The following is a 24662-nucleotide window of genomic DNA, read 5'->3' as shown; positions in this document are numbered from 1 at the left end:
GGTGTGCATGACGACCGGTAGGGTGGGGACGAGCGCGATCGAGGCGCTGTGGGCGGGCGGGTTGGTGCCGATAAGGGACGCGTTGCATCTGGCGTCCGGGGTGTCGGTGGGGGCCAAGCTCGATCCCGGGACCGCGCGCGGCGTCGCGTTTCTCGAACCGTTCGATCTGGCGGCGGAGTTGAGCGCCGACCCGGGGCTGGTGACGGCCGTGGACACCCAGCACCAGGTGCATCTGCCGGGCGGCGGCGGCACGGTGTGCTGCGGCGAGGCCGCGCAGGGCGCCGACGGCTTCTGCGCCCGTCTCGGTGACGACGGCCGGCTGCGGTGGCTCCTCCTCCTCACGGGGGCCAACCCGTTCACCGACATCCGCGTCCAGTCGGGCCGCCTCGTCCGCTTCCGCTCGACGTCGGGCGTCGAGCTCACGGTGGACCTCGCCGATCCCTCGCAGACCTGACCTGCCCTGGCCTGACCTGCCGGGATCATCCCTTCGTCTGCGACGGTGCGGGTTCGGGCGGTGGTTCAGGCGGCGCGGGGACGAGAGCGCGCAGGTCGGCCCAGCGAGGCGACCTGACGAGAGCGTCGGCCTTCTCCGCGGTGGCGTGACTGACGGTGGTGCCCACCTCGTTGCCGGTGCCGAGGTCCCTGGCCGCGACGTACAGGATGCCGTTGGCGTCGAACTCGGCGGTCACCTCGATCCGGGGCACGCCCTCGGGGGCGGGCGGCAGCGTCAGTTCGAGGACCGCGACGCTCCTGTTGTGGACGGCGAGCTCTCTCTCGCCCTCCACGAAGTGCAGCACCAGCCTCGATTGGTGGTCCGAGTGCGTGGTGAAGATCTCGGTGCGTTTCGAGGGGATCGACGTGTTCCGCTCGATCAGCTTCGCGTTGATTCCCTCCCGCACCTCGACGCCGATCGAGGCGGAGCAGACGTCGAGCAGGAAGACGTCCTTCATGGTGCCGGACAGCACGCCGGCCTGCAGCGCCGCACCGGTGACGACCCCCTCCGGGATCAGGCCGCGATAGGGCTCCCGGCCGCCCGTGAGCTGGCGCACCAGCTCGCCCACCGCCGGCATCCGGGTCGCGCCGCCCGTCAGGATCACCCGGTCGATGGCGGAGAGCGTGAGCCCGGCGTCGCTGACGGCCTGCTCGACGGGCCGCCGACAGCGTTTCAGCAGGGAGCGGGTGGACTCCTCGAACTGCTCGCGGGTCAGGTACTCGTCGAGGTGCAGCGGGCCGTTCGGGCCTGAGGCGAGGTAGGGCAGGCGGAGGGAGGTGAGGCGCGTCGCCGACAGATCGATCTTCGCCGCCTCGGCCGCCTCCTGCAGCCGCTGCAGCGCCGCCACGTCGCCGGCGAGGTCCACGCCGTGCCGATGCCGCACCCGCTCGATCATGTGCGCGACGATCCGGCGGTCCCAGTCGTCGCCGCCGAGATGGTTGTCGCCGGCGGTCGCCTTGACCTCCACGACGCCGTCGGAGATCTCCAGGAGCGAGACGTCGAGCGTGCCGCCGCCGAGGTCGAAGATCAGCACCGTGCTCTCGTCGTCCCGGCCCAGCCCGTACGTCACCGCCGCCGCCGTGGGCTCGTTGACCATCCGCGCGATGCTGAGCCCCGCCGCCTCGCCGGCCCGGACCAGCGCCGCCCGCTGGTCGAGGCCGAAGTTCGCGGGAACCGTCAGCACCGCGCCGCGGAGCGGCCCGCCCAGGTACGCCTCGGCGTCCTCCCGCAGCCGGGCCAGGATCAGCCGGGCGACGTCCTCGGCCGTCAGCCGCACGGCGCCGCGCGTGATGCTCCAGTCCGTCCCCAGCCTCAGCTTGACCGCCCGCGCCGTGTAGTCGGGGTTGGCGATCGCCTGCCGCTTGGCGGTGGTACCCACCAGGACCGTCCCGTCGGCGGTGATGGCCACCAGGCTCGGCGTGCTGAGCGCGCCCTCGGCGTTGGGGATCAGCCGCACGTCCTCGCCCTCGTAGACCCCGATCGCCGAGTTCGTCGTGCCGAAGTCGATGCCGACGATCGGGCGGCCGGCGGCGTCCGGGCGGCGTCCCGCCGGACGCGACGGGCGGGACGCCCGGGCCGTGGGGATGTCGCCGAGCCCGCGCCGTTGCCACAACTCCCGCGCGTGCCGGGCGACCTCACGGTCCTCGTCGGCGATCAGTCCGAGCAACGCCGCCCGCGCCGCGTCCCGGGTCGCCTCGCGCACGCTGCCGAGCAACTGCTCGACGAGATGCAGGGAGCCGATGCGCTTCCACGCCTGCGTGTCGAGCACGGCGGCCCGCATCTCGACCAGCCGGTCGACATCGCCGTGCCGCGGGCTGCGGGCCACGTAGATCGTGCCCTGGCCGCTGTCCACGCTGAGCGTCGGCGTCTGGCCGGCGACCCGCTCCCGCACCCGCTCGTGCACGTAGACGTAGAGCTCGTCGACCGACACGAGCCCGTCGCCGTCCAGATCCGCCGACCCGTCCCGCAGCCCGTGCACCACCGCGGAGGTGAAGACGGACGGCTCGGCGGGCGCGCGGCTGTAGCGGACCTCCTGTTCCCGCTCGCGCTCGTGGGCGTACTGCAGCGCCGTGGACGCCGTGAGCACGACCCGGCCGTTGCCCGCGAACGGCTCGGCGACGTCGACGGTGGGCGTCCCGCCGTCCCGGCGCCGGGCGTTCATCGCGAAGGCCCCGCTGTAGCAGCAGTCGAGGAGGACGACGATGCTCCGGGAGCGGCTCTCGCTCATCCAGTTGCCGACCACGTCCGCGGAGACGGCCGTGGCGCCGGGGAAGTCGCGCTCGGTGTCGCGCATGACGAAGTGGAGCCGGGCGCGCAGGTCCTTCCAGCCGTGCAGGGAGAGGTGGAGGAGGAGCAGGTCGTCGGGTTTCGCGTGAGAGAAGAAGGACTCCAGGGCGCGCGAGGCGGTGCGCTGCTCGACGTCGACGAGCGCGTCGACGGCGAAGCCGCCGATGTCCGGGTCGCCGAGCACCTTCGCCAGCTCGGCCGCGTCGGCGGTCGCGGCGGGGAGAGTGGCGAAGTGAGCGTCGTCGTACCGGCTGTTCGCGATGATGAGGGCCCGCTTCGCCACGGCGGCTCACTCCCCGTGACGTCGGAGGAACTCCTCCAGGGCGCGCTGCCGCATCTCGTCGGAGACCGCGGTCAGCTCGATCTCGTCGTCGCCGATCTTCATGCGGATGGTGCCGGAGCGGCGCCGGTTCAGCCAGTCCTGCACGCACCCGACGAGCACCGGGAGCAACGCTCCGCTCCCGCCCAGGCCGATCACCAACGCGCCCAGCTCCCAGGCGCCGGCGTTGCGCGTGCCGGGCGGCGGCGGGAGGGGGGACGGGGCCCGGTCGATGGACGCGAGCTCCAGCTGACTCAGCTCGTCGAGCAGGTACTGGAGCTGTTCCTCGGCGTACTCGCGATCGCCGTCGCCGTCGCCCGTTTCGAGCACCAGCTCGACCGGAGTTCCCGCCACTGCCACGCTGCCTCCCCGTTGGTGCACGCAGGCGACAATTTTAGTCGCGTGCAGGGGAGTTAGCGTCTGATTCGCGGCGCTCGTTGAGCGCCCGCCAGGCGGCGAGGGTCATGCCGCGGCGCGCGCGTTGCGCCTCCGCGTGGCCGCGGATCGGCTCTCCCCATTCCCGGAAGCGCTGCGTGAGCCAACCGGCCGACACGCCGTACTTACGCGCGAGGGAGGCCATGGGCTGACCGCTCCGGTACCGGACGATGGCGGTCGCCTTGGGTATCTCGGGCATCTGTTTACGGGGCACGGTCGTCAGTTGCCCTTCATCTGAGCGTTCTTCCTGGTGAGCTCGTTGGCCTGCTTCACCTTTTTACGGAGCTCCTCGGCGGTGCCGCCGGTGGGCGGACGTTCCTGCGGGGGAGCGGGCGTGGTCACCGCGACCCCCGCGTCCGGGTGTCGTCGCTGCGGTCCAGGGCCCGAACGAGCAGCCGCGCGTCGCCGAGCGCGAGCGGACTGACGACAACGGTCCGCCGCGTCCCGACCGTCCCGCACTGCACGGTGGCGGTGATGCCCAGCAGCGCGAAAAGGTCGCGGAGCGAGTCCCGCAGGACCATCGCGTCCGGTCGGATGAGGTCTGCCATGAGCGTGCGCCTTCCGCTGGCCGTTGCTGTAACTGACTGACTACAAGCGTCGGCATCTCGGAGTACGCTGACCAGGGAAATTGCGGGGACAACTGGTGCATGTCGACGGGTGGTTGTTCGATTGGCCGAGTACGAGAACGACGGGCGCGAAAACCTGCGGAAGGTGCTGGCGGAGGAGATCAGGAGTCAACGGGAGAGGCGCAGCTGGAGTTTGCGCGACGTGGCCGCGAAGACGACGTACAACCACACGTACTTCAGCCGCATCGAGCGCGGGGAACAGCTCCCGTCCGATGCACTGGCGAAGACTCTCGACGAGCTGTTCGAGACCGGTGATCTGCTTCAGCGGATTCTTGAGGCGATTCGCAGTGCATCGATCCAGGACTACGTTCGCGTCATGATGAAGAAGGAGGGAACAGCGACGCGGGTCCAGGTCTTCAACAGCAGCCTGGTCACCGGACTGCTCCAGACCGAGCGGTACATGCGCGCGTTGTTTCGGGCGTCCAAGCCGGGGATCTCCGATGAGGAACTCGAAGCGTTCACCAACGCCCGCATGGCTCGCAAGTTCGTCTTCGAGAAGGATGACCCCCCTCTCTTTTGGTCGATCATGGACGAGGCCGCACTCAGGAGGCCGGTCGGCGGCAAGGAGTGCATGGTTGAGCAACTGGAAGCGCTGGTGGAGATGGCCCGATCCCCGAACGTCGTGATCCAGGTGCATCCGTTCGATGCGGGCGCACACCCCATGATGGGAGGTAGCATGACACTGCTGACCATGCCCCACGGGGAGCATCTCGCCTACGTGGAGAGTTTCACCTTCGGCCAGTTGATCGAGTCACCCAAACGAGCGGCCGAACTCACGCAGTTGTTCGACTTTGCTCGGGTCCACGCCCTGTGCCCGGAGGAGTCGTTGGAGTTCATCGGAAGGTGTCGGGAGGAGTACGCGTCGTGATCATTATTGAGCCGGGCACCGCCGTGTGGCGCAAGTCGAGCTACAGCGGCTCCGACAACGGCGAATGCCTGGAGGTCGCGGACGGCTTCCCGGGCGTCGTGCCCGTGCGCGACTCGAAGAATCCCGACGTCACCCTGCTCGTGTCGGCGAGTGCCTGGCAGAGCCTGCTGAAGACGCTCAACGGTTCGTCTCCCGCCCCTCGGTGATGCCTCCCAATCCGCGCTGCTGCTAGCGTGGCTGCCGTGTCGAACGACCGGCCGGATCTGCGAGCGTCCCACGAGGACCGCGACCGCGTCGTGGAGGCGCTGCGGATCGCCGGCGGAGACGGCCGGCTCAGCGCCGAGGAGCTCGACAGCCGGCTGGAGAGCGCGCTTTCGGCGCGGACGCTCGGCGAGTTGGCCGAGCTGACCGCCGACCTGCCCGTCGCGCCGGCAGCCCAGGGCAAGGACGTGCTCGTCGTCCAGCAGCACGGCGGCAGGTACGTACGGGAAGGGCGCTGGTCGGTGCCCCGGCGGATCGAGCTGCGCCCGCAGCTGTGCCGCGTCACCCTCGACTTCACCGACGCGCTGATCACCGCCGACGTCGTGCGGATCGAGACGGACATGGTCCACGGCAAGCTGTTTCTCGTCACCTCGCCGGACATCGTGATCGACACCGACGGGCTCAACCTCACCTACTCCAAGCTGAAGCTCCGTCCCAGGAACTCCGCCGACGCTGCCCGTCTCCGCATCGAGCTCGTCGGACAGCTTCTACACGCGAAGGTCATCGAGAAGCGGGCGTAACGCGGGCGATTATGACCGCCTAAGGCGCACAATTGATCGTGTCATCAGCGGTCACATTAATACGACCGTTGCATGTCCGCGCCGGCCCTTGCCGCGACGTCCAACCCTGAAGCCACGCCCCGCGTTAGTACGCTTCTTCGAAGTTGATCGCTTTTCGGACTGATTCTCTTGGCTGTCCATCATCTCATCAGTGTGTCAATCAGGCGGAAAAACCTTTCATCGCGCCTCCTCGGCGTTGGCTGACACGCCGTGCCTCGCTCGGACGGCGGATTTCCGTGGAAAACCCCGGGCAATCTGTGGACGGGCACTCCCAACTCAGCGGAGTCCGCCCGCAGTTCACCACCAGGAGGTAGCTCAGTGAGGATGATCCGAAGCGCGATGGCCGTCGTGGCCACTACGGCCATGCTGCTGGTCGGCGGGGCGGCGGTCACCGCGGCCGCGGAGGCGCCTGGCCAGGATGAGACGCTCGCCGCCGCGGTGTTCACGGCGCCGACCAGCATCAGCCAGAACATGGCGTGGACGTCCGGGAACGGCTCCACCCTGCTGCGGCTCCAGGAGGACGGCCACCTCGTCCTCTACTACCAGGGCCAGCCCACGTACTCCTACGCGGGCACCTGGAGCAAGGGCTCCGTCGCCGCCTTCCAGGAGGACGGCAACTTCGTGGTCTACGACGCGAACGGCGCGGCGGTCTTCAACGGAGACGGCGCATGCATCAACTCGGGCCAGAGCCCCATCTGGAACCAGGCCGAGACCATGCGCCTCACGGACGACGGAAGGCACCAGTTCCTCAACGCCAGGGGCCAGGTGCTCTGCGAGTTCCCGCTCTGAACCCGGAGCTGATCGCTCGGTCAGAACGTTGTCCGACCTAGTCCGTTGACCCAGGGCCGTCACCCCGCCGATATCGGGGTGACGGCCCCTTCGTCGGCTGCGACGGTGTGCCCGGGCAGCGCACTTTCACTCTACTGGGGCGGGGTCCGCGGGGGTGGAGCCTCTCGGCCGGCGCGACGTGGTGGCGGACGATCAGCCGCATGGCCTCGACCCGTCCTTCACCGGGCGGCGGCCAGCAGGTCCGGATACTCTTCATGCAAATTGGCAGAGAGTTTCGCTTCTGAAGGCAGAGAGTTTCTTGTCCAAGCTATCGACAGGCGGCGGCGCCCCGCACTAGCCTCGCTGGAGCGAGAGGGCTGGGACAGTCGCCTGCATGTCATGGACATGCAGAGAGGAGAGCGGTGATGTCACCCCCTCGACACCAGCGAACCGAGGCGCGGACCTGGACCCCCCGCGCCCTCTTGGCCGCCGCGGTCACGGCGGCCCTGGCCGTGGCCATGGTGGTCGCAAGCCCCTGGTCGGCCTCGACCGCCTCCGCCCACGGGTCGGTCCAGGACCCCCTCTCCCGCGTCTACGGCTGCATGCTGCGCTGGGAGTACACCTGGCAGGACCCGGCCGTGGAGGAGCAGGACCCCATGTGCTACCGGGCGTGGCAGGAGAACCCCAACGCCATGTGGGGCTGGCCCGGCCTGTACCGCGAGGGCACCGGCGGCGACTTCCAGGCGTTCATCCCCGACAACCAGCTCTGCAGCGCCGGCCACACCTACAACTCCGAATTCAGGGCCATGGACACCCCGGGTCCCTGGTGGACCACCGAGGTCGGCACCGACTTCACCGTCGACGTCTACGATCTGGCCAGGCACGGCGCCGACTACCTGCAGGTCTACGTCACCGAGCAGGGCTACGACGCCGAGACCGACGCCCTGGACTGGGGCGACCTGGAGATGGTCGCCGAGACCGACCGCTACGCGCCCGCCGAGCACTACACCGTCGACGTCAGCGCGCCCGGCCGCACCGGCCACCACGTCGTTTACACGATCTGGAAGGCGTCCCACGCCGACCAGATCTACTTCATGTGCAGCGACGTGACCTTCTGACCCGCTGACCACAACCGCGGTCCCGCCGAGCCACCACCGACGCCCTCCCGCCCCGCCGGCGGGGCCGCACCCGGCGCCGTCCCCCCATCGGGCCCACGGGTCCTGGCCTTGACGGGCCGTGTCAGGTCCCGAGCATGATGGTTTCTGTGCCGATCACGACCGTGCCCGTCATTCCCGCCGGGAGCCTGTCCGCCACGACCCAGCCCTCGCTCAGCTCGACGGACGGCGAACTTCTGCTGCGGCCGTGGGACGTTCGGGATGCCGCCGCCGTGTACACCGCCTACCAGGACCCGGCGATCCGCCACTGGCACGCCCGGCACATGAGCTCGCTGGACGAGGCGCGGGAGTGGATCGAGGTCGCCGACCGCAGCTGGCAGCAGGAGCAGCGCGCCCAATGGGCGATTGTCCGGGCCGGCAGCGGCGAGGTTCTCGGCCGGACGGCCCTCGGTAGGTTCGACCTCCACCAGGGCCTGGCCCGCTGCGGGTACTGGGTGCTGCCGGAGGCGCGGGGAACCGGGGTTGCGCCGCGCGCCCTCGCCGCGGTGGCCGACTGGGCGCTGAGGGTCGCCGAGTTCCACCGCGTTGACCTGGAGCATTCGGTCCGCAACGAGGCGTCCTGCCGGGTGGCGCTCAAGGCCGGGTTCGCCCTCGAAGGCACCCGACGCAGCGTGGCCCTGCACACCGACGGCTGGCACGACATGCACCAGCACGCCCGAGTCCACGGCGACCCCTGACCGGGCCGCCGGGACGGGCCTGAATTCCGGAAACCGGAACCAGCGGGCTTGTGCGGCGGCAAGCCGGTGCCCTGCCGGCGCCGCTGGCTGGCGCGTTCCGGACAGGTCACCTCGTAGTCCTCGCTCGGCGTGCCCGGGCAGGGACCTCCTCACCGGTACCCGGTCGCGTCCGCCGGTTTGCCGGGGGCCTCGACCTCGACCAGGTAGCGCCAGCAGTCCGGTCGTGAGCCGTCGAGGTCGGTGAAGCCGTATTCCCGTGCGAGTTGTCCGCTGGACAGCGACTGGCCGTTCCAGCGTGCGACGTCGACGTCACCGGCCAGGGCCGCGACCGCGCGTCCGACGTACGCCGGGCTCTCCGAGATGCAGAAGTGCGGCACCGTGGCCAGCGCGTCGCGCCAGGTGTCCTCGGTGACGCCGAACGCGTCGAGCATCATCTCGGAGCGCATCCAGCCCGGGGTGAGCGCCACCGCGGTCCCGCCGTGCGGCGTCAACTCGTGTGCCTGCACGAACGCCATGCGCAGCACGCTGTTCTTGACCAGGTCGTAGAAGTACGAGTTGCGGTAGGTCGTTCCGTTGTACGCGGCCGTTCCGTCGGTCATCTCGACCACCAGCCCGCCCGGTCGCCGCACCAGCAGGGGCAGCAGGAAGTGGCTGCTGATCGCGTGTGTCTCCACGCCCAGCCGGAGCAGCCGCAGTCCGTTCTCGAGGTCGTGCTCCCACACCGGTGTGTCGAACGCGAAGAGCCGCTCGCCGCCCCAGACGTTGTTGACCAGTACGTCGAGACGCCCCTGCTCGGCGTCGATGCGCTCGGCCAGTGCACGGACCTGGTCGGGCACCAGGTGGTCGGTCGGCACCGCGATGCCGGTTCCGCCCGCGGCGGTGACGAGTTCCGCGGTCTCCGTGATGGTCTCGGGCCGGTCGTACTCCGAGCGGTGTTCCCGCGTCGTACGGCCAGTGACGTAGACCGTCGCGCCAGCCGCCCCGAGTTGGACGGCGATGCTGCGCCCGGCGCCTCGCGTGGCCCCCGTGACCAGCGTGACCTTTCCGTCGAGGTCGGTGGTCGATGTGTCGGGCGTGAATCCCATGTGCGTCCTCTTCTGTCGGTACGACCCGGTCCGCGTCCGTCAACGACGCCGACCGGTGCACCATGTTCGCTCCGAAACCAGACAGCCTGTGTCCTGTTTTCTCACCCGGGTCACGGACGCCGCACGCGGCACGGGGAGGCCGGCCCGGGTGCTCGTCCCGCTGAGCAGCGGGCGGGCCCTGTCGGTGCCGTCAACTCCGGGTACGGGAACCACCTTCGCGACGGTGTCGTCGGATCGGCATGACTGGACACAGACGGGCCGCCGTGGCGGCCGGCGTGGTCGCCGTTGGTCTGCTGGCGGCCGGCTGCGGTGGGGGGACCGGTGACGGGCGTGAGGACTCCGGGACGATGGTCGAGGGCGACGGCTGGCGCGGCGTGCTGCTGGAGGCCGAGGACGGCGCGTTGGACTCGATGACGCTCTCCAACGGCGAGACGGTGGACGCGGTCTCCCGCGTGCCGGCGGTCGCCGACGTCCGGCGCTTCGAGGAACTCCTCCCGGCGACGGAGGTGTTCACGTGGCCCCCGAACGGCGAGGACGAGGAGCCCGAGACCGAGACGGTCGAGCTGAACGAGGACTTCGTCCGCCAGTACACCGAGCTGTCCGGCGGCGACCAACGGCAGCTGCGGGTGCTGGGCAACTGCGATCCGTCGTTGACCCCCGGCTGGGAGGAGCGCTGGATCAGCGTCATGGACGGCGGCTCCTGCTTCTGGCACGCCACCATGGACCTCGGCGCCGACGAGATCACCTTCTTCACCTTCGGCGGCGTCGGCTGAACCGGGTCACCGACGGCTGACCAGGGCGTTCGGTCAGGTGAGGCTGTAGTCCTCATGCGGCGTGGGTTACTTGTCCTTGGGCTTGGGCTCGGGCGGACGGGGCGCCTCGGGCGGCATCGGGCCCCCGTCGTGTTTGCCGGCGTCCGCCATGTTCAGCGGATGCTTGAACGGCACACCACGCCATCCGTCGGCGTCCGGCGTACGGGAGTCGTACGTCTCGACGGCCGCTCCGGTCATGGAGACGTTCCCCCTCCTGCTCGTCGTCATGCCAGCTTCCCTTCTTGTTGTCCTGACGACGCAACGCTAGGGAGCGGCGACGGTCAGCAACCAGAAGGTTCTACAAAGTTCTACATGCATCACTCCAACGCATCCACCGCGGCGGTGATCAGAGCGCGGGCTTCGGCCCCGTAGACGGCTAGTCGGGAGAACTCCCGAAAGGCCCTGAGGTATTGCGTCACCTCGCTTGGCGCGGTGACGTTCACGCGTGCTGTGAGCAGTTCTGCTTCGGCCTGCTCTTCGTCGTACACGGTGAACGTCTCGGTCATCCACATTCGGCGCTCACCGGCGAAGGGAATCACGCCCAGCGAGATGGACGGAAACGTCATGGCGGACAGGAGGTAGCCGAGTTGCCCGGCCATGATCTCCGCGTCTCCCACTCGGTGCCGTAGCACTGATTCTTCGAGCACCAAGGCGAAGCGGTGGTCGCCCATGCGGACCACGCGCGCGGAACGGTCCAGTCTGGCCTCCACCGCTGCGGCCACATCATCGGGCGTCTGGTGAAACTCGCTGATCGAACGCAGAAGTGCCGTCGCGTAGGCGTGCGTCTGAAGAACGCCGGGGACCACGTTGGAGCAGTAGGTGCGGAACACCTTCGTGCGCTCGTACAGCGGAAGATACGACTGCTGGAGTCGTCTCAGGCCGGACCGTTGAACACGCCGCCATTCAACGTACATGGTGTCGGCGGAGCGGGCGGCGGCAAGAAGGTCGGCGGCTTGGTCGTCGGCACGGCAAGCGCGACACCAGGCCCGGATGTCTTCCGCGGACGGAGGAGTGACGGCGTTCTCAAGGCGAGAGACCTTGGACTTGTACCACCCCGCACTCGTGGCCAAGGCGTGCCCGGACAGGCCGGCGTCCTTCCTGATCTCCCGCAGCCGGTCAGCTATCGCCCTGCGGGCTTCCTGAACACTCGACGACGGGGACCCGGGCATGCCTGATGGTAGATCGTTCCGTCAGATGAGGTAGTCCTCGTGGGGAGTGGCACGGACCCACACCGCGTCGAAGGCTGCCGCACAGAACTCCGCCACCGTGGGCCGTTCGTCCAGCTCAGGGCCTGCGGAACCTCCCTCGCCGGTGAAATGGTTCCACAGGATCAGCTGGTCGTCGAACAGCCAGAAGTCATTGCCCGGTAGGCCGAGATCGGAAGCCCTGCGCCGTGGCAACCACCGGACCGACTCGCCAGCGGCGATGTTCTGGTACGTACATCCGTGCTCATACCTGATGTAGTCGCTCACGGGCTCGGAGACGACACGGGCACGGCGGAACACGACACCTCTGGCCGTGGCATCGCGTACCCAGGTGTGGAAGTCGTTCCACCAGGTCGCCGGATCAGGGTCGGGACGCCACCCGGTCCGCCACTTGTGGAACTCAGCTGCCTCCTCGTCGATCCCGTACGAGTCGCGCATTTCCAGATGCACGGCTGAATGGCGAGTCTGACCCAATAGATCAACGAACGCCACGTCGGTCTGCGACATCGCAGGCCTCCCTCAGCGCAGTCGCCATACGGACTGGCACCCGCACCACCGCTTCCGTCTCCGGGATCGGTCCGGATTCGGTGCACTGCCGCAGGAGCGCTGGATCTGCCCTCCATCCTTGGATGACGATCTCTTCCGTCGTGTCGTCCACCCACACAGTGGGGCACTGTGTCCCGTTGGTGTTGGGGTCCTTCGCGATGAACTGTAGCGCCATGGCTGCCGTCGACCTCTCGTGCGTTCCGATGAGTTCTATGAGCGTCTTTCTCTCAGCTGGCGGCGTCAAGAACACTTTCGAGTGATCGGTATCGATGGAGGCGACCGTCGTGGCTGTCGGGGAATGTCAGTGAGGGCTGTGATGCTGGCGGGATGAACGTGTACGTGCGCAACATCGTCTTCGACTGTTCCGATGCCCGGGCGCTGGGGGATTTCTACGCCGAGTTGCTCGGCTGGCGGGTCGTCCGGGAGGACTGGGTGGTGGTCGCGAAGGACGAGGAGAGCCTGCCGCGGCTGGCGTTCGAGGAGGTGGAGGGGTATCGGCCACCGCTGTGGCCGGATCCGGAGCGGGCGTATCCGCAGCAGATGCACCTGTGCCTGGGTGTGGACGACTCGACGGCGGCCCAGGAGCGGGCGCTGCGGCTGGGCGCCACGCCGTTGCCCGCGATGGGTGGTTCCTGCCCGGTCTTCGCCGATCCGGACGGCCACCCGTTCTGCCTCTGTGCCCAGAACGAGTGAAACCGGGGGAGGGAGCCCTCAGGGCTCCTCGGCGGCGCTTTCGCGTGCGTCGTTGAGCGCGCGCCAGTCGGTGAGGGAGATGCCCTTGCGGGCGCGTTGTGCCTCGGCATGGCCCCTGAGCGGCTCGCCCCATTCGCGGAAACGGTGGGTGAGCCAGGTCGCGGAGACGCCGTAGAGGCGGGCCAGGGAGGTCATCGGCTGCCCGCTGCGGTAGCGGGATCTCGCCTCCTCCTCAGGGATGTCCGGCATGCGCTGACGCGGCACCTCCCGGTCACCGGCCTCCCCGGGCCTGCACGTTGGCGGCGGACTGCTGGTTCACCTGCTTGACCCGTTCGCGCAGCCTCCTGCGCGTGGCCTGGGTGACGCCCTCTCTCGTGCGTTGTTCCTGTTGCGTCTCGTGCTCGTTCATGGTCTGCCTCCTCCTGCGGCACGGTGGTGCTCGCATCCAGCGTGGCGCGAACGCCTCCTCTCTTAGGGGTTTCCTGTTGCGTCCGCACAAAACAGATCCGTTACGGACATATTCCTTCCGTTACGTAATGGGGACGACACGGGGCCGGGCGAGTCGCGCGTAATCCGCTCCGGAGATGACCAACGAGCGGTCCAGACGGGCGGCGTTGAAGTAGAGCCGGGGCCGCGCGACGACCTCCGGGTCGGCGACGACCTCGAGGTCGGGGTCGAAGCTGAACGGGAGCACGGTGCCGGGCACGGCGCGCGCCAGGCGTTGTGCCGTGGCGGCGTCGCAGAAGCCGACGTAGCGGGCCCCGAACAGGGCGCGGATCGCGGCGAGGTCGACCCGCCGGTCGCCGGGAACCACCGCGAGCACGTAACGGGTGGTCCGCCGGTCGGTCTTCGCCCGCAGCACGAGGCATTTCGCCGCGTCGGCGACGGGGTGGCCGCGCAGCGCGCTGACCGTCTCCGTGGTGCCGTCCGGTTCGTGGTCGATGAGCCGGTACGCGACGGTGGCCTCGTCCAGCAGCGCGATCAGCCGCCGGTAGGTGGCGTGCTCGGCGTCGTGCTGGTCGTCGTGGTGGACGTCGTGGTGGTGGTCGGGCATGGGATCTCCTGGTTCGGGGCGTGCGGGTGGCGATGCGTCGCCGGGTCGCCGGCGACGGTGCGGTGGGCGCGTTCGACGGACTGACCCCAGTACGTGCCGGTCACCATCAGCGCCGCGCCCAGCGCGGCGAGCGGGGTGAGCCGTTCGCCGCCGAGCCCGACACCGACGGCGGCGGCCCAGACGGGCTCGGTGCCCAGCAGCAGGCTGGCGCGGCTGGCCGAGGTGCGCTGGACCGCCCAGGTCTGGGCCAGAAACGCGAACACGCTGCAGAAGAGCGCGAGGTAGAGCAGCTGGCCCCACGTCGCGGCCCCGGCGTGGGCCAGGGTCGGCAACGCGCCGGCGGCGGGGACGAGGAACAGAACCGAGCCGACGACGGTCTGCCCGGCGGTGAGCTGGGCCGGGCGCAGCGCGTGGCGCGCGGTGAGCCACCCGACGAGCGCGACGTGCGCCGCCCGCACCACCGCCGCGGCCACCATCAGCAGGTCGCCGACCCGGGGAGCCTGGATGCCGGTGCCGGACATCAGCAACGCCACGGCCAGCACGCAGACCCCGGCCGCGGCGAAGAACGCGGGCGGTGGTCCGCGCCGGCCGCCCGGCCCCGGGCGGCGGTCGAGCACCGGGGTGAGGACGATGGTCAGGCTGATGATCAGCCCGGCGTTGGCGGCACTCGTGTGCGCGACGCCGTACGTCTCCAGCACCAGGACGGCCGCCTGGGTCACCCCCAGCACCGCACCGCACCGGACCTCGGTGGCGGTCGGACGCCGGGACCCGCCGCCGTCCCGGGACGGGGACGCCGACCGGCAGGTGGGCCGGACCGCGGGCCGGGCCGCGCGCCGGACCGCGGGCCCGGCGGCGAGGAACACCAGGCAGGCGAGCGCCGAGAGGGCGTACCGCGCGAAGAGCACCAGCACGACCGGCAGGGCGTCGGTGGCGCTCTTCGCGGCCAGGTAGCTGGATCCCCAGACGAGCGCGACGAGCAGCAGCACCCCGTCGGTGCGGTGGGCTTGGAACACGCCCTCACGCTGCACCAACACGATCATGTAGCCCAGTACGAACTTCTCAACCGAACGTGTAGCAGCCCTACACTGACGTGGTGGACGAACGACAGCTGCGGGTCCTGCGCGAACTGGGGGAGCGGGGCAGCGTCACGGCGGTCGCCGAGGCGCTGCTGGTGACGCCTTCGGCGATCTCCCAGCAACTACGGCTGCTCCAACGCGCGATCCCGGTCCCGCTGACCGAACGCGCCGGCCGGCGGCTGGTGCTCACCGACGCCGGCCGGGCCCTGGCGGGCGCGGCGATCGAGGTGGAGACCGCGCTGGCCAGGGCGCGGCACGCGGTCCAGGAGTTCGTCGACCGGCCGGACGGCGACGTGTCGGTGGCGGGCTTCCACAGCGCGGCGGCGGCCCTGTTCCCGCCGCTGCTGCGCGGGCTCGCCGGGCCTGACCGGCCGCGGCTGGTGCTGGCCGACGAGGACGTCGCGCAGGACCAGTTCCCGCGGCTGACGGGGGAGTACGACCTGGTGCTCGCGCACCGTCTCGACCACGCCCCGCCCTGGCCGGGCACGGTGGCCGTCGCGCCGCTGTTGCGGGAGCCGCTCGACGTCGCGCTGCCGGCCGGCCATCCGCTGGTCGACCGACCCCGGTTGTCCCCGTCCGACGTGGCCGACCAGCCGTGGATCACCGTCCACGACGGCTTTCCGCTGATGGCCACCATCGAGGCGCTCGCCGCCGCCGCGGACCGTCATCTCGACATCGTCCACCGGATCAACGAGTTCGCCGTCGTGGCCGAGGTCGTCGCCGCCGGTGGCGGCATCGCGCTGATGCCTCGCTGGACCACCCGCCCCCATCCGGAGCTGGTGCTCAGGCCGCTGGTCGGGGTGCACGCGCGCCGGCACATCGACGCCCTGCACCGCCCGGAACGCGCCGCCAGGCGGGCCGTCCGCACGGTGCTCGCCGGGTTGCGGAACGCCGCCGCGGCGGTCCGCGGCCGGGACGACGGCGCGGATCAGCCGATGCCGTAGAAGGAGAAGCTGGTGATCTCGTCGGCGGCGAGGTCCATGGTGGCGTCCCAGAAGCAGGAGCCGCCGTCGGCGACGAGCAGCCACTCGTCCTGCCAGCCGGACATCGACGGATTGCAGATGCCCATCACCCTCAGCTGGCGGTGGTCGCCGGCGGACAGCTCCGTGTACTGGCGGACGTAGTCCTCGTTCAACTCGACGATCTCGGTCTCCGACTGGCCGTTCGCGCCGCTCGGCCAGGTGAACTCCTCGGTGGGTGGCAGGAGTTCCTCGAAGCGCTCGACGTCGGCGAGCGCCGGCACGCGGGAGACGGCGTCCACGGTCTCGCCGCTGGGGAGGGTGATCGAGTCCTGGAGGGAGGTCTCCAGGAGCACGCCGCGCCAGCCGTCGCCCTCCACCAGAGTGCCGGACTCCGCGGGCTCGTTGGACAGCGGATCGGCCCCGGTCTCGCCGCCGGTTCCGCCACCGGCACCGTTTCCGGTCCCGCTGCCGGCCTCGCCGCCGGCCTCGTTCCCGGTCTCGGGGCCGGCTCCGTTTCCGGTCCCGCCCGTCTCCTCGCCGCAGCCGGTCGCCAGCAGGGCGAGGAGCAGGGAGCCGGCCACCGCGGCGGCCCGTCCGTGTGCAGTCATGCTCATCGGACGGCGCCGCCGCGAAGCCGGTTCCGATCAGGGGAGGTTGATGGCGGCGCCGGTGCCGAGGTGGGCCGTCGCGTCGAGGTCCGCGGCCACCGCCGCGAGCTTCGCGCGGATCGCCGTCGTCGCGTCGTCGCCCAGCGCCAGCCGCAGCGGCGGCGTCGGCGAGTCGAGCGTGGTCAGCAGCGCGGCGGCGGCCTTGTCCGGGTCGCCCGGCTGCTTGCCGCCACTCTCCACCAACGCGTCGCGGGTCGCGCCGACCGTTCCGTCATAGTCGTCGATCGGGTCAGAGATCTGGAGCGCGCCGTGGAACTCGGTGCGGAACGCCCCCGGTTCGACGATCAGCACCCGGATGCCGAGCGGCGCCACCTCGGCGGCCAGCGCCTCGCTGGCCTGTTCCAGCGCGCCCTTCGCCGCGCAGTACGTGCCGACGCCGGCGAACGACAGGAAGCCGCCCATGCTGGTCACCTGGACGACCGTGCCGCCGCGGCGGCGCCGCATGCCCGCCAGCGCCAGCCGGGTCAGCCGCATCGGCCCGAAGAACATCACCTCCATCGCGTCCCGCAGGTCGTCCTCGGTGGTCTCCTCCAGCGCGCCGACCGTGCCGTAGCCCGCGTTGTTCACCAGCACGTCGATCCGGCCGTGCTCGGTGACGGCCGCCTCCACGGCGGCCCGGCACTGGGCGGCGTCGCGCACGTCGAGGGTGACCACCGAGAGCCGGCCCGGGTGCTCGGCGACCAGCTCGGCCATCGTCTCGGGGCGGCGCACCGCCGCCACCACCACGTCGCCCGCGGCCAGCGCGGCGCGGGTGAAGGAGGCGCCGAAGCCGCTGTTCGCACCGGTGATCAGCCAGGAACGGGCCTCCGGGCCCGGCGTCGCGGCCGGCGTCTCGTTCGTCGTCATGTCCCACTCGCTTCCACTCGCGGCATCCATCGCTACTGCTCCGGATGCTGCCGCGCCGCGCGCCCGCCCGGCATGGCCCGAAGGTGGAACAGGGGGCAGGAACCCGCTTGCCCGGTCCCCGTCCGGGCGCCTATAACGGCCGTATGACCGAGTCCACGGCCGAGCCCTCGCCCGCCGTGGCCGCCGCGCACGCGATCGTGTCCGAACCGCGCGGGCCGCGCCGGCTGCCGGGCGGCGAGCCGCTGCCGCCGGAGGACTACCGGCGGCTCTTCGGCGTCCTGGAGGCGGTGGACCGGGCGCCCGACCTGCCGGCGTTCCGGGAGAGCCTGCTGCGCGCCCTGGAGGAGTGGTTCGGGTACAGCACCATCGCCGTGCTGCACGGGCCCACCGTCGCCGCCGCGCTGTGGGAGGGGCACGGCATCAAGAGCGGCTACGCCCAGGAGTTCCTCGACGAGTACGCGGAGCGCTGGATCGCCCACGACCCGTTCATGACGCCGGAGGCGCACCGGCTGCTGGCCGAGCGCGGCTGCGTGACGCTGCGCGAGCTGCACCCCGAGCGGGTGCCCGCCCAGCGGGAGTACGTCGAGCGCTTCCTGCGGCCGCACGGCATCAGCGACAAGGGCAGCATGATCATCGACGGCGGCGCCGAGGGCGTGGTCTACGTCGGGGCGGTGATCCGCGGCGCCCGCACCGTGCCGGCGCGCGACGTGGCGGTGCTGCGCGCGCTCAGCCGGCACCTGGCGCCGCACGCCGCCGCGCAGCTGGCCCGCGACCGGAGGACCGCGGACGCCTGCCGCGACCTCGGACTCACCGTGCGGGAGCGCGAGGTGGCCGAACTCGCCGCGCAGGGCCTGACCAACCAGCAGATCGCCCGGCGACTCTTCGTCGGCGTGGACACGGTGAAGAAGCACCTCACCCGGGCGCTCGCCAAGACCCGCAGCGCCAGCCGTACGCAACTGGCCGCCAGGTGGCCACAGTTCGGCCATACGTAGCCGGAAACCCCGTCCGGGATTGGCGCGATCCGTTATCTGTCTGATATCGATATGTGATGGACGATCGGGTTGACGCGCGGAAGACAGGTGAAGAATCAGGCGCCGTAGCCACGCTGCGGCCGGTCCGGGGGACGACGACGGAGTGTACGGAGCGTCGGACCGGCACGACCCGAGACCACGGCTTCAGACCCGACATCGAGGGCCTGCGCGCGGTGGCGCTCGCGCTGGTGCTCGTCTACCACGCCGAGGTCGGCTGGGCGACCGGCGGCTACGTCGGCGTGGACGTGTTCTTCGTCATCTCCGGATTCCTGATCACCGGCCTGTTGCTGCGGGAGGTCGAGCGCACCGGCACGATCCGGCTGGGCACGTTCTACGCCCGGCGGGTGCGCCGCCTGCTGCCGGCCACCGTCGTGGTGTTCGCCGCGGTGGTGGTGCTGGCCTGGCTGGTGCTGTCGCCGGTGGACCGCTCGACCGTCTACGCGGACGTCGTCGCGGCCGCGCTCTACGTGATCAACTGGCGGCAGGCCACGGAGGCCGTCGCCTACTCGGACCTGGACGCCGCGGCCAGCCCGCTCCAGCACTTCTGGTCGCTGGCCGTCGAGGAGCAGTTCTACCTGCTGTGGCCGCTGCTGGTGCTCGGCGTCGCGCTGCTGGCCCGCCGCGGCCGGCGGCATCTGCGGCGCCGGCTCGCGTTCGCGCTGGGGTCGCTGACCGTCGTGTCCTTCGGCTACGCGATCCACCTGACCCAGGAGCAGGGCGACGCCGCCTACTTCACCACCACCACCCGCGCGTGGGAGCTCGCGGCCGGCGGCCTGCTGGCCCTCGTGCCGACCGGGTACTGGCGCCGGGCCGGCACCCGGGCGGCGTGGCTGCTGGGCCTGGCCGGCACGGCGGCCATCGCCGTGGCGCTGGTCGGGCTGACCGAGCGCACCCCGTTTCCCGGACCCTGGGCCGCCCTTCCGGTGGCCGGCGCCCTGGCGGTCATCGCGGCCGGCGCCATCTCGCGGGCCACCCCCGTCGGCTGGCTGCTGTCCACCGCACCGATGCGGTACGTGGGCCGGATCTCGTACTCCTGGTACCTGTGGCACTGGCCGCTGATCGTCCTCGCCAGCGCCCGGATGAGCGGGCTGCCCAGCACGCTGCTGCTGGTCGTGGTGGCGCTCTCCTGGATCCCCGCCGCGCTCACCCACCGCCTGGTCGAGACGCCGTTCCGCCGGGCCCGCGCCTTCACCGGGAACGGGCCGGCGCTGGCCCTCGGCGGCGGCTGCACCGCGGTGAGCGTCGCGCTGGGCACGACCGCGCAGGCGGCCGTGCCGACGGTCGCCCTGGCCGGGTGGTCGGAGACCCCCGGCGCGCGGGCCCTCGCCACCAGCACCGCGCCGCAGCTCGTGGCCAGCGAGCTGCGGCCGCTGCCCGCGCAGGCCGAGGCGGACAAGGGCCGGGCCGACGAGGACGGCTGCCTGGCCGGCCAGGAGGACACCGCCGCCCGCCCCTGCTTCTACGGCGACACCTCCGCGGACACCACGGTGGTGCTGCTCGGCGACTCGCACGCCATGCAGTACTTCGCCGCGCTCGACCCGATCGCCGAGGAACGCGGCTGGCGCCTCGCCGTGCTCACCAAGTCGGCCTGCACGCCCGCCGACGTCACGGTCTACCACAGCCAGTTCGAGCGGGCGTACGACGAGTGCGACGACTGGCGGGCCAACGCGCTCGACCGCATCGAGGAGCTCGACCCCGCGCTGGTCGTCACGGGCAACAAGGCCGTCGCCACCGTGCTGGACGACGGCCGGCGGCTGGGCGCGGAGGCCAGTGCCGAGGCCATGACCGCGGGATACGCCGAAACCCTGCGGCGGCTCACGGACACCGGGGCGGAGGTGTCGGTGATCGCCGACAACCCCTACCCGACCACCGACGTGCCGTCCTGCGTCTCCGCGCACCTCGACGACCTGGACGCCTGCGCCTTCCCGCGGCGCGAGGGCCTGTCCTACGAGCCGGTCAACACGCTGGCGGCGAAGGAGGTCTCCGGGGTGACCCTGGTCGACCCGACACCGTTGCTGTGCCCGGACGACGGAGACTGTCCCGCGGTGATCGGCAACGCCCTGGTCTACCGCAACGGCACGCACCTCACCTCGACGTACACCCGCACCATGACCGACTGGTTCGACCGCCGGCTCCCCGAGGACCTCTGAGGCGGGTGACCGGCGGGCCCCCGTCGACGCTGGAGGCATGAACGCCTACACGCCCCTCCCCATCCCTCCCGCGGCGCTCAGGGAGCTCCGCGATGTCGACGACTCCGGGCGCCCGCCGCGGCCGTTCACGGCGGGCGAGGACGGCGCACCGCTCGACTGCGTGGGCGATCCGCTGCGCTGCTGCCTGCGGGGCGTCGAGCCGGGCGAGCGGGTCGCGCTCGTCTCGTACGCGCCGCTCCGGCGCTGGGCGGCGGCGACCGGCGCGGACCCCGGGGCGTACGACGAGTGCGGCCCGGTGTACGTGCACGCCGAGGAGTGCGCGGGCCCGGGGGACCGTCGCGGCTATCCCTTCGCGCGCCCGGGGGCGCAGCGCACCCTCCGGCGCTACGACGCGGGCGGTCACATCGTCGGAGGGCGCCGGTTCGAGATGCCCGAGGACGTCCGGGCCGGGTTCGACCGGGCCCTCGACGAGGCGTTCGCCGATCCGAAGGTGGCCCTGGTCCATGTGCGGGCCCTGGAGTACGGCTGCTTCCACTTCGAGGTCCGGCGACCGTAGCGCGCACCCCCCTGCGGGCCCGGGGCCGCTCGGGGCGCGCGCTACCCGCCCGGAGGGCTCACGCCGCGGTGGCGTCGTCCGTCTCGGCGTCCTCGTGGGGGGCGTCGAACGCGCCGGGGTGGGTCTGGTCGCGCACCGCCGCGTACTGCTGGCGCACGGCGGAGCCGACCTGCGACGCGTCCGCCGTGCCCTCGCCGGGGCGGATGGTGCGCCCGGGCGCGGGCGGCCACGGGGGTGGGGTGTCGGCGCTCAGCGAGCCGTCCGCCACCCCCTGGGCCCAGGCCGCCTGCCGGGCCGCGCCCAGCGCGGTGTAGTCCGCCGGCGCCGGTATCACGATCTGCGCGTTGAACAGCGCGGGCGCGAGCGCCCGCACGGCCGGCAGCTCCGCCGCCTGGCCGAGCAGGAAGACCCGGTCGATGCGCACCCCGCGCCCGCGCAGCACCTCGGCCGCGTCGGCCAGGCCGCACAGCATGCCCTCGAACGCGGCCCGCGCCAGATGCTCGGGCCGCATGCTCTCCCGCCGCAGCCCGGCCAGCGTGCCGGCCGTGTGCGGCAGCTCGGGGGTGCGCTCGCCCGCCAGGTACGGCAGGAACACCAGGCCGTGCGCGCCCGGCGTGGAGGTCAGCGCCAGCTCGGACAGCCGCGGCAGCTCGCAGCCCAGCAGCTCGGCGGTGCCGCGCAGCACCCGCGTCGCGTTCAGCGTGCGGACCACCGGCAGATGGCGCCCGGTGGCGTCCGCGTAGCTGGTGATGGTGCCGGTCGGGTCGCTCAGCGCCTCGTCGTGCACGGCGCACACCGACCCCGAGGCGCCCAGCGAGATCACCGCGTCGCCGAGGCCGACGCCGAGCCCGAACGCGGCGGCCATCGTCTCGCCGGTGCCCGCCGAGATCAGCAGTCCCTCGGGCGTGCGCCCGGCGGCCGCGGACGGCCCCAGCACGTCGGGCAGCGCCACCGGGTGCCCTATGGCGAGCTCGGCCAGCTCGGGGCGCCAGGACTCGGCCGACGCCGACCAGTACCCGGTGGCGGAGGCGCTGCCCCGGTCGGTGGTCCACCGGCCGGGCCGGCCCAGCAACTGCCACACGAGCCAGTCCTGCGCCTGCAGCACGGTGGTGGTGCGGCGGGCCGCCTCCGGGTCGGTCCTGGCCAGCCAGCGCAGCTGCGCGACCGGTTGGGCGGTCTGCGGCACCGAGCCGACGGCCTCCGCCCACGACCGGCGCCCGCCCAGCGCGTCGATCAGCCACAGCGCCGCGGCCTGGGCGCGCTCGCCGCCGGTCGACGGCATGGGCACCGGCTGCTCCTCGGCGTCCAGCGCCACCGGCGCGTTCATCTGCGCGGCCACGCCGATGGCGGTGACCTCCTCCAGCACCCCGCCGTCCGCGGCCTCGCCGAGCGAGAGCAGCCACGACTGCGGCTCCTGCTCGCCCTCCGGATGCGCTGCGTGCCCCTGCCGGAGAACCTGGCCGGTGTCCGCGTCGCAGACGACGATGCGGGTGTATGCGGATGAGTTGTCCAGGCCGGCGACGATTCCCATGGGCCCGATGATGCCTCATCTCGTCACCGTTCCGGACCGATCGGTCACACCTGTGACAGTCCACGCGCCGAGCCGTGACGCGCCCCGGTCCCGGGGCGCGTCACGGTCGATCTCCCGCGGTCACTCAGACCGGTGACGCCGAGTCGCGCGGCTCGTCGGCGGCGGTCGCGCCGCCTGGGCCGCCGGCGCCGGCCGCCGGGTCCGCGGACCGCTTCGCGCCGTCCGAGCCGTCGACGCCGCGCTCCGCGCGCCCGGCGCGCCTGGCCTGCCGCCGCTCCCGCGTCCAGCGGACGGCCGGTTCGGTCCAGCGTGCGGTGAACGGGCCCAGGATCACCAGGATCAGCACGTACGCCGTGGCCAGTGGCGCGACCCGCGGCTCCGAAGCGGCGGCCAGTCCCGCGATGACGATGGAGAACTCGCCACGCGCCACCAGCACGCCGCCGGCCCGCAGCCGGCCGCGCGGGCCGATGCCCGCCCGCCGGGCGGCGTAGATGCCGGTGGCGATCTTCGTGCCCGCGGTGATCACCGCCAGCAGCAGCGCGGTGGCCAGCACCGGCGGGATCTCGGTGGGGTCGGTGGACAGGCCGAAGAAGACGAAGAACACCGCGGCGAACAGGTCCCGCAGCGGCGTGAAGAGCCGCCGGGTGGTGGTCGCCACCTCGCCGGAGAGCGCGATGCCCACCAGGAACGCGCCGACCGCCGCCGACACCTGCAGCTCCTGGGCCACGCCGGCCACCAGCAGCGTCAGGCCGAGCACCACGAGCAGCAGCATCTCCGGGTTGTCGGAGGAGACCGCCTTGCTGATCACCCGCCCGTGCCGGAGCGCCACGTACAGCGCGACGCCCGCCGTGAAAAGTGCCAGCGCGACGGTGAGGCTGCCGCTGGCCAGCCCGACGCCGGCCACCGCGGTGGTCAGCACCGGCAGGTAGACGGCCATGGCGAGGTCCTCGATCACCAGGACGCCCAGCACCACGGGCGTCTCGCGGTTGCCGAGCCGGTCCAGCTCGGTGAGCACCTTCGCGACCACGCCGGAGGAGGAGATGTAGGTGATGCCCGCCAGCGCCAACGCCCCGACCGGGCCCCAGCCGAGCAGCAGCGCGGCGATCGCGCCGGGGGTGGCGTTCAGCAGCAGGTCCACCAGGCCCGACGGGTACTGCTCGCGCAGACTGCTCACCAGTTCCGGCGCGGTGTACTCCAGGCCGAGCATCAGGAGCAGCAGGATGACGCCTATCTCGGCGCCGACCTCGATGAAGCCCTCGACGGTGTCCAGCGGCAGCAGGCCGCCCTGGCCGAACGCGAGGCCGCCGAGCAGGTAGAGGGGGATGGGGGAGAGTCCGAGGCGCCCGGCCAGCCGTCCGACGATCCCGAGACCGAGGACGATGAGGCCGAGCTCGATGAGCATGCTGGTCGTGTCGTGCACGCTCAACCTCCGCCGATGATGTCGGCCAGGTCGGAGACACCTTCCCGGGTGCCGACGGCGACCAGCGTGTCACCTGCCTCGAGCCGGTAGTCAGGTGCCGGTGACGGGTGTGCCCCGGTCCGGCGGAGCACGGCCACGATCGAGGCGCCGGTGCGGGTGCGCGCCTTCGTGTCGCCCAACGGGCGCCCGCGGTAGGGGGACTCGGGTCCGATCGGGATCTTCTCGGTGACCAGGTCGAGCCCCAGCTCGCCGCCGGACAGTTTGCGCACGGCGGCGCCGACCGCGCCGGTGCCCTCGGGGGCGAGGATGGCGGCGAGCTTGGCGGCCTCCATCATCTCCAGCGGCACGGTCGCCTGACAGCGGTCCGGATCGTCGGGATCGAAGAAGCCGACGAAGCGCCGGCCGTCCTCGTGCACCACCACGGAGATGTGCCGCCCCTCCCGGGTCGTGAAGTCGTACTGCGTGCCGACCCCCGGCAGCGGAGTGCGTTTCAGGGCCATGAGGTGCCGTCCTCCCCGAGGTGGTTTTCCTAGGATCTTAATGTGATCTTAACGCCGTA

General features: G+C 71.5%; 30 protein-coding genes. 13 read left to right on the top strand and 17 right to left on the bottom strand.

The window, feature by feature from the left end:
- The first annotated feature begins 7 nt into the window (after positions 1-7).
- Entirely contained in the window at positions 8-454 is a 447-nt protein-coding gene (locus ABGB06_RS11380; RefSeq protein ID WP_347587990.1) for a hypothetical protein, read from the top strand.
- Positions 455-479: 25 nt separating this feature from the next.
- Here ABGB06_RS11380 and ABGB06_RS11375 read toward each other — a convergent pair whose 3' ends face one another.
- From ABGB06_RS11375 to ABGB06_RS11360, 4 genes are all read right to left on the bottom strand, one after another.
- Positions 480-3062 (bottom strand): Hsp70 family protein, encoded by a 2583-nt coding sequence (locus tag ABGB06_RS11375; RefSeq protein WP_347587989.1) that lies wholly within the window; start codon positions 3060-3062, stop codon positions 480-482.
- 6 nt (positions 3063-3068) lie between these two features.
- On the bottom strand, positions 3069-3458 hold the full coding sequence (locus ABGB06_RS11370; protein WP_347587987.1) for a hypothetical protein: 390 nt from the start codon (positions 3456-3458) through the stop codon (positions 3069-3071).
- Positions 3459-3492: 34 nt separating this feature from the next.
- Positions 3493-3732 (bottom strand): hypothetical protein, encoded by a 240-nt coding sequence (locus ABGB06_RS11365; RefSeq protein ID WP_347587985.1) that lies wholly within the window; start codon positions 3730-3732, stop codon positions 3493-3495.
- Between the two features lie 139 nt (positions 3733-3871).
- Positions 3872-4081, bottom strand: coding sequence for a hypothetical protein (locus tag ABGB06_RS11360; RefSeq protein ID WP_347587984.1), 210 nt, complete (start codon positions 4079-4081; stop codon positions 3872-3874).
- Positions 4082-4202: 121 nt separating this feature from the next.
- On the opposite strand from ABGB06_RS11360, the gene ABGB06_RS11355 reads away from it, so the two are divergent.
- The 6 genes from ABGB06_RS11355 to ABGB06_RS11330 all read left to right on the top strand — a co-directional run bounded on the left by ABGB06_RS11355 (position 4203) and on the right by ABGB06_RS11330 (position 8468).
- Positions 4203-5027, top strand: coding sequence for a helix-turn-helix transcriptional regulator (locus ABGB06_RS11355; RefSeq protein ID WP_347587982.1), 825 nt, complete (start codon positions 4203-4205; stop codon positions 5025-5027).
- On the top strand, positions 5024-5233 hold the full coding sequence (locus ABGB06_RS11350; RefSeq protein WP_347587981.1) for a DUF397 domain-containing protein: 210 nt from the start codon (positions 5024-5026) through the stop codon (positions 5231-5233). Before ABGB06_RS11355 ends, ABGB06_RS11350 begins: the two co-directional genes overlap by 4 nt.
- A 36-nt stretch (positions 5234-5269) precedes the next feature.
- Positions 5270-5809 carry a DUF1707 domain-containing protein gene (locus ABGB06_RS11345; protein WP_347587979.1) on the top strand — a complete coding sequence of 180 codons (540 nt, stop codon included), beginning with the start codon at positions 5270-5272 and terminating at the stop codon, positions 5807-5809.
- A gap of 387 nt (positions 5810-6196) precedes the next feature.
- The gene (locus ABGB06_RS11340; RefSeq protein ID WP_347587977.1) at positions 6197-6637 is read left to right on the top strand and encodes a hypothetical protein; all 441 of its coding nucleotides are present in this window, start codon (positions 6197-6199) and stop codon (positions 6635-6637) included.
- Positions 6638-7041: 404 nt separating this feature from the next.
- Complete coding sequence (locus ABGB06_RS11335; protein WP_347587975.1) at positions 7042-7734, top strand: lytic polysaccharide monooxygenase auxiliary activity family 9 protein; 693 nt, start codon at positions 7042-7044, stop codon at positions 7732-7734.
- A gap of 137 nt (positions 7735-7871) precedes the next feature.
- Entirely contained in the window at positions 7872-8468 is a 597-nt protein-coding gene (locus ABGB06_RS11330; RefSeq protein ID WP_347588394.1) for a GNAT family N-acetyltransferase, read from the top strand.
- A gap of 149 nt (positions 8469-8617) precedes the next feature.
- On the opposite strand, the gene ABGB06_RS11325 is transcribed toward ABGB06_RS11330, so the two are convergent.
- The gene (locus ABGB06_RS11325) at positions 8618-9553 is read right to left on the bottom strand and encodes an SDR family oxidoreductase (protein WP_347587973.1); all 936 of its coding nucleotides are present in this window, start codon (positions 9551-9553) and stop codon (positions 8618-8620) included.
- 239 nt (positions 9554-9792) lie between these two features.
- On the opposite strand from ABGB06_RS11325, the gene ABGB06_RS11320 reads away from it, so the two are divergent.
- On the top strand, positions 9793-10326 hold the full coding sequence (locus tag ABGB06_RS11320) for a hypothetical protein (RefSeq protein WP_347587971.1): 534 nt from the start codon (positions 9793-9795) through the stop codon (positions 10324-10326).
- Positions 10327-10392: 66 nt separating this feature from the next.
- Here ABGB06_RS11320 and ABGB06_RS11315 read toward each other — a convergent pair whose 3' ends face one another.
- The 3 genes from ABGB06_RS11315 to ABGB06_RS11305 all read right to left on the bottom strand — a co-directional run bounded on the left by ABGB06_RS11315 (position 10393) and on the right by ABGB06_RS11305 (position 12077).
- On the bottom strand, positions 10393-10593 hold the full coding sequence (locus ABGB06_RS11315) for a hypothetical protein (protein ID WP_347587969.1): 201 nt from the start codon (positions 10591-10593) through the stop codon (positions 10393-10395).
- Between the two features lie 89 nt (positions 10594-10682).
- Entirely contained in the window at positions 10683-11534 is an 852-nt protein-coding gene (locus ABGB06_RS11310; RefSeq protein WP_347587967.1) for a helix-turn-helix transcriptional regulator, read from the bottom strand.
- 21 nt (positions 11535-11555) lie between these two features.
- Positions 11556-12077 (bottom strand): DUF6879 family protein, encoded by a 522-nt coding sequence (locus ABGB06_RS11305; protein ID WP_347587965.1) that lies wholly within the window; start codon positions 12075-12077, stop codon positions 11556-11558.
- Positions 12078-12443: 366 nt separating this feature from the next.
- On the opposite strand from ABGB06_RS11305, the gene ABGB06_RS11300 reads away from it, so the two are divergent.
- Positions 12444-12809: a VOC family protein gene (locus ABGB06_RS11300; RefSeq protein WP_347587963.1), complete on the top strand. Its 366-nt coding sequence runs from the start codon at positions 12444-12446 to the stop codon at positions 12807-12809.
- A gap of 18 nt (positions 12810-12827) precedes the next feature.
- Here ABGB06_RS11300 and ABGB06_RS11295 read toward each other — a convergent pair whose 3' ends face one another.
- From ABGB06_RS11295 to ABGB06_RS11280, 4 genes are all read right to left on the bottom strand, one after another.
- Positions 12828-13058 (bottom strand): hypothetical protein, encoded by a 231-nt coding sequence (locus ABGB06_RS11295; RefSeq protein ID WP_347587961.1) that lies wholly within the window; start codon positions 13056-13058, stop codon positions 12828-12830.
- A 22-nt stretch (positions 13059-13080) separates the two neighbouring features.
- Complete coding sequence (locus ABGB06_RS11290; RefSeq protein WP_347587959.1) at positions 13081-13218, bottom strand: hypothetical protein; 138 nt, start codon at positions 13216-13218, stop codon at positions 13081-13083.
- A gap of 120 nt (positions 13219-13338) precedes the next feature.
- Entirely contained in the window at positions 13339-13863 is a 525-nt protein-coding gene (locus tag ABGB06_RS11285) for a YbaK/EbsC family protein (protein WP_347587957.1), read from the bottom strand.
- Positions 13791-14903, bottom strand: coding sequence for a DMT family transporter (locus ABGB06_RS11280; protein ID WP_347587955.1), 1113 nt, complete (start codon positions 14901-14903; stop codon positions 13791-13793). Before ABGB06_RS11280 ends, ABGB06_RS11285 begins: the two co-directional genes overlap by 73 nt.
- Positions 14904-14956: 53 nt before the next feature.
- Here ABGB06_RS11280 and ABGB06_RS11275 point away from each other — a divergent pair, with 53 nt between their 5' ends.
- The gene (locus ABGB06_RS11275; RefSeq protein ID WP_347587953.1) at positions 14957-15883 is read left to right on the top strand and encodes a LysR family transcriptional regulator; all 927 of its coding nucleotides are present in this window, start codon (positions 14957-14959) and stop codon (positions 15881-15883) included.
- Here the strand turns inward: ABGB06_RS11275 and ABGB06_RS11270 are convergent.
- Both ABGB06_RS11270 and ABGB06_RS11265 read right to left on the bottom strand, forming a co-directional pair.
- The gene (locus ABGB06_RS11270) at positions 15868-16509 is read right to left on the bottom strand and encodes a hypothetical protein (RefSeq protein WP_347587951.1); all 642 of its coding nucleotides are present in this window, start codon (positions 16507-16509) and stop codon (positions 15868-15870) included. The two genes, ABGB06_RS11275 and ABGB06_RS11270, sit on opposite strands and share 16 nt — an antisense overlap.
- Before the next feature lie 36 nt (positions 16510-16545).
- Positions 16546-17415, bottom strand: coding sequence for an SDR family NAD(P)-dependent oxidoreductase (locus tag ABGB06_RS11265; RefSeq protein ID WP_347587949.1), 870 nt, complete (start codon positions 17413-17415; stop codon positions 16546-16548).
- Between the two features lie 143 nt (positions 17416-17558).
- Here ABGB06_RS11265 and ABGB06_RS11260 point away from each other — a divergent pair, with 143 nt between their 5' ends.
- The 3 genes from ABGB06_RS11260 to ABGB06_RS11250 are packed head-to-tail and all read left to right on the top strand — an operon-like array spanning position 17559 to position 21152.
- Positions 17559-18407 (top strand): helix-turn-helix transcriptional regulator, encoded by an 849-nt coding sequence (locus ABGB06_RS11260; RefSeq protein WP_347587947.1) that lies wholly within the window; start codon positions 17559-17561, stop codon positions 18405-18407.
- A gap of 56 nt (positions 18408-18463) precedes the next feature.
- The gene (locus ABGB06_RS11255) at positions 18464-20596 is read left to right on the top strand and encodes an acyltransferase family protein (protein WP_347587946.1); all 2133 of its coding nucleotides are present in this window, start codon (positions 18464-18466) and stop codon (positions 20594-20596) included.
- Positions 20597-20633: 37 nt separating this feature from the next.
- Positions 20634-21152, top strand: coding sequence for a DUF1203 domain-containing protein (locus ABGB06_RS11250; RefSeq protein ID WP_347587944.1), 519 nt, complete (start codon positions 20634-20636; stop codon positions 21150-21152).
- Between the two features lie 58 nt (positions 21153-21210).
- On the opposite strand, the gene ABGB06_RS11245 is transcribed toward ABGB06_RS11250, so the two are convergent.
- The 3 genes from ABGB06_RS11245 to ABGB06_RS11235 all read right to left on the bottom strand — a co-directional run bounded on the left by ABGB06_RS11245 (position 21211) and on the right by ABGB06_RS11235 (position 24603).
- Positions 21211-22683, bottom strand: coding sequence for an FGGY family carbohydrate kinase (locus ABGB06_RS11245; protein WP_347587942.1), 1473 nt, complete (start codon positions 22681-22683; stop codon positions 21211-21213).
- 124 nt (positions 22684-22807) lie between these two features.
- Positions 22808-24103 (bottom strand): cation:proton antiporter, encoded by a 1296-nt coding sequence (locus ABGB06_RS11240; RefSeq protein WP_347587940.1) that lies wholly within the window; start codon positions 24101-24103, stop codon positions 22808-22810.
- 2 nt (positions 24104-24105) lie between these two features.
- The gene (locus ABGB06_RS11235; RefSeq protein ID WP_347587938.1) at positions 24106-24603 is read right to left on the bottom strand and encodes a TrkA C-terminal domain-containing protein; all 498 of its coding nucleotides are present in this window, start codon (positions 24601-24603) and stop codon (positions 24106-24108) included.
- Between the last annotated feature and the right edge of the window lie 59 nt (positions 24604-24662).

It is taken from the genome of Streptomyces sp. B6B3, from assembly GCF_039871525.1.
Taxonomy (GTDB): domain Bacteria; phylum Actinomycetota; class Actinomycetes; order Streptomycetales; family Streptomycetaceae; genus Streptomyces.
The sequence above is the reverse complement of the archived record's forward strand: the minus strand, read 5'-3'. Positions and strand labels throughout refer to the sequence as shown.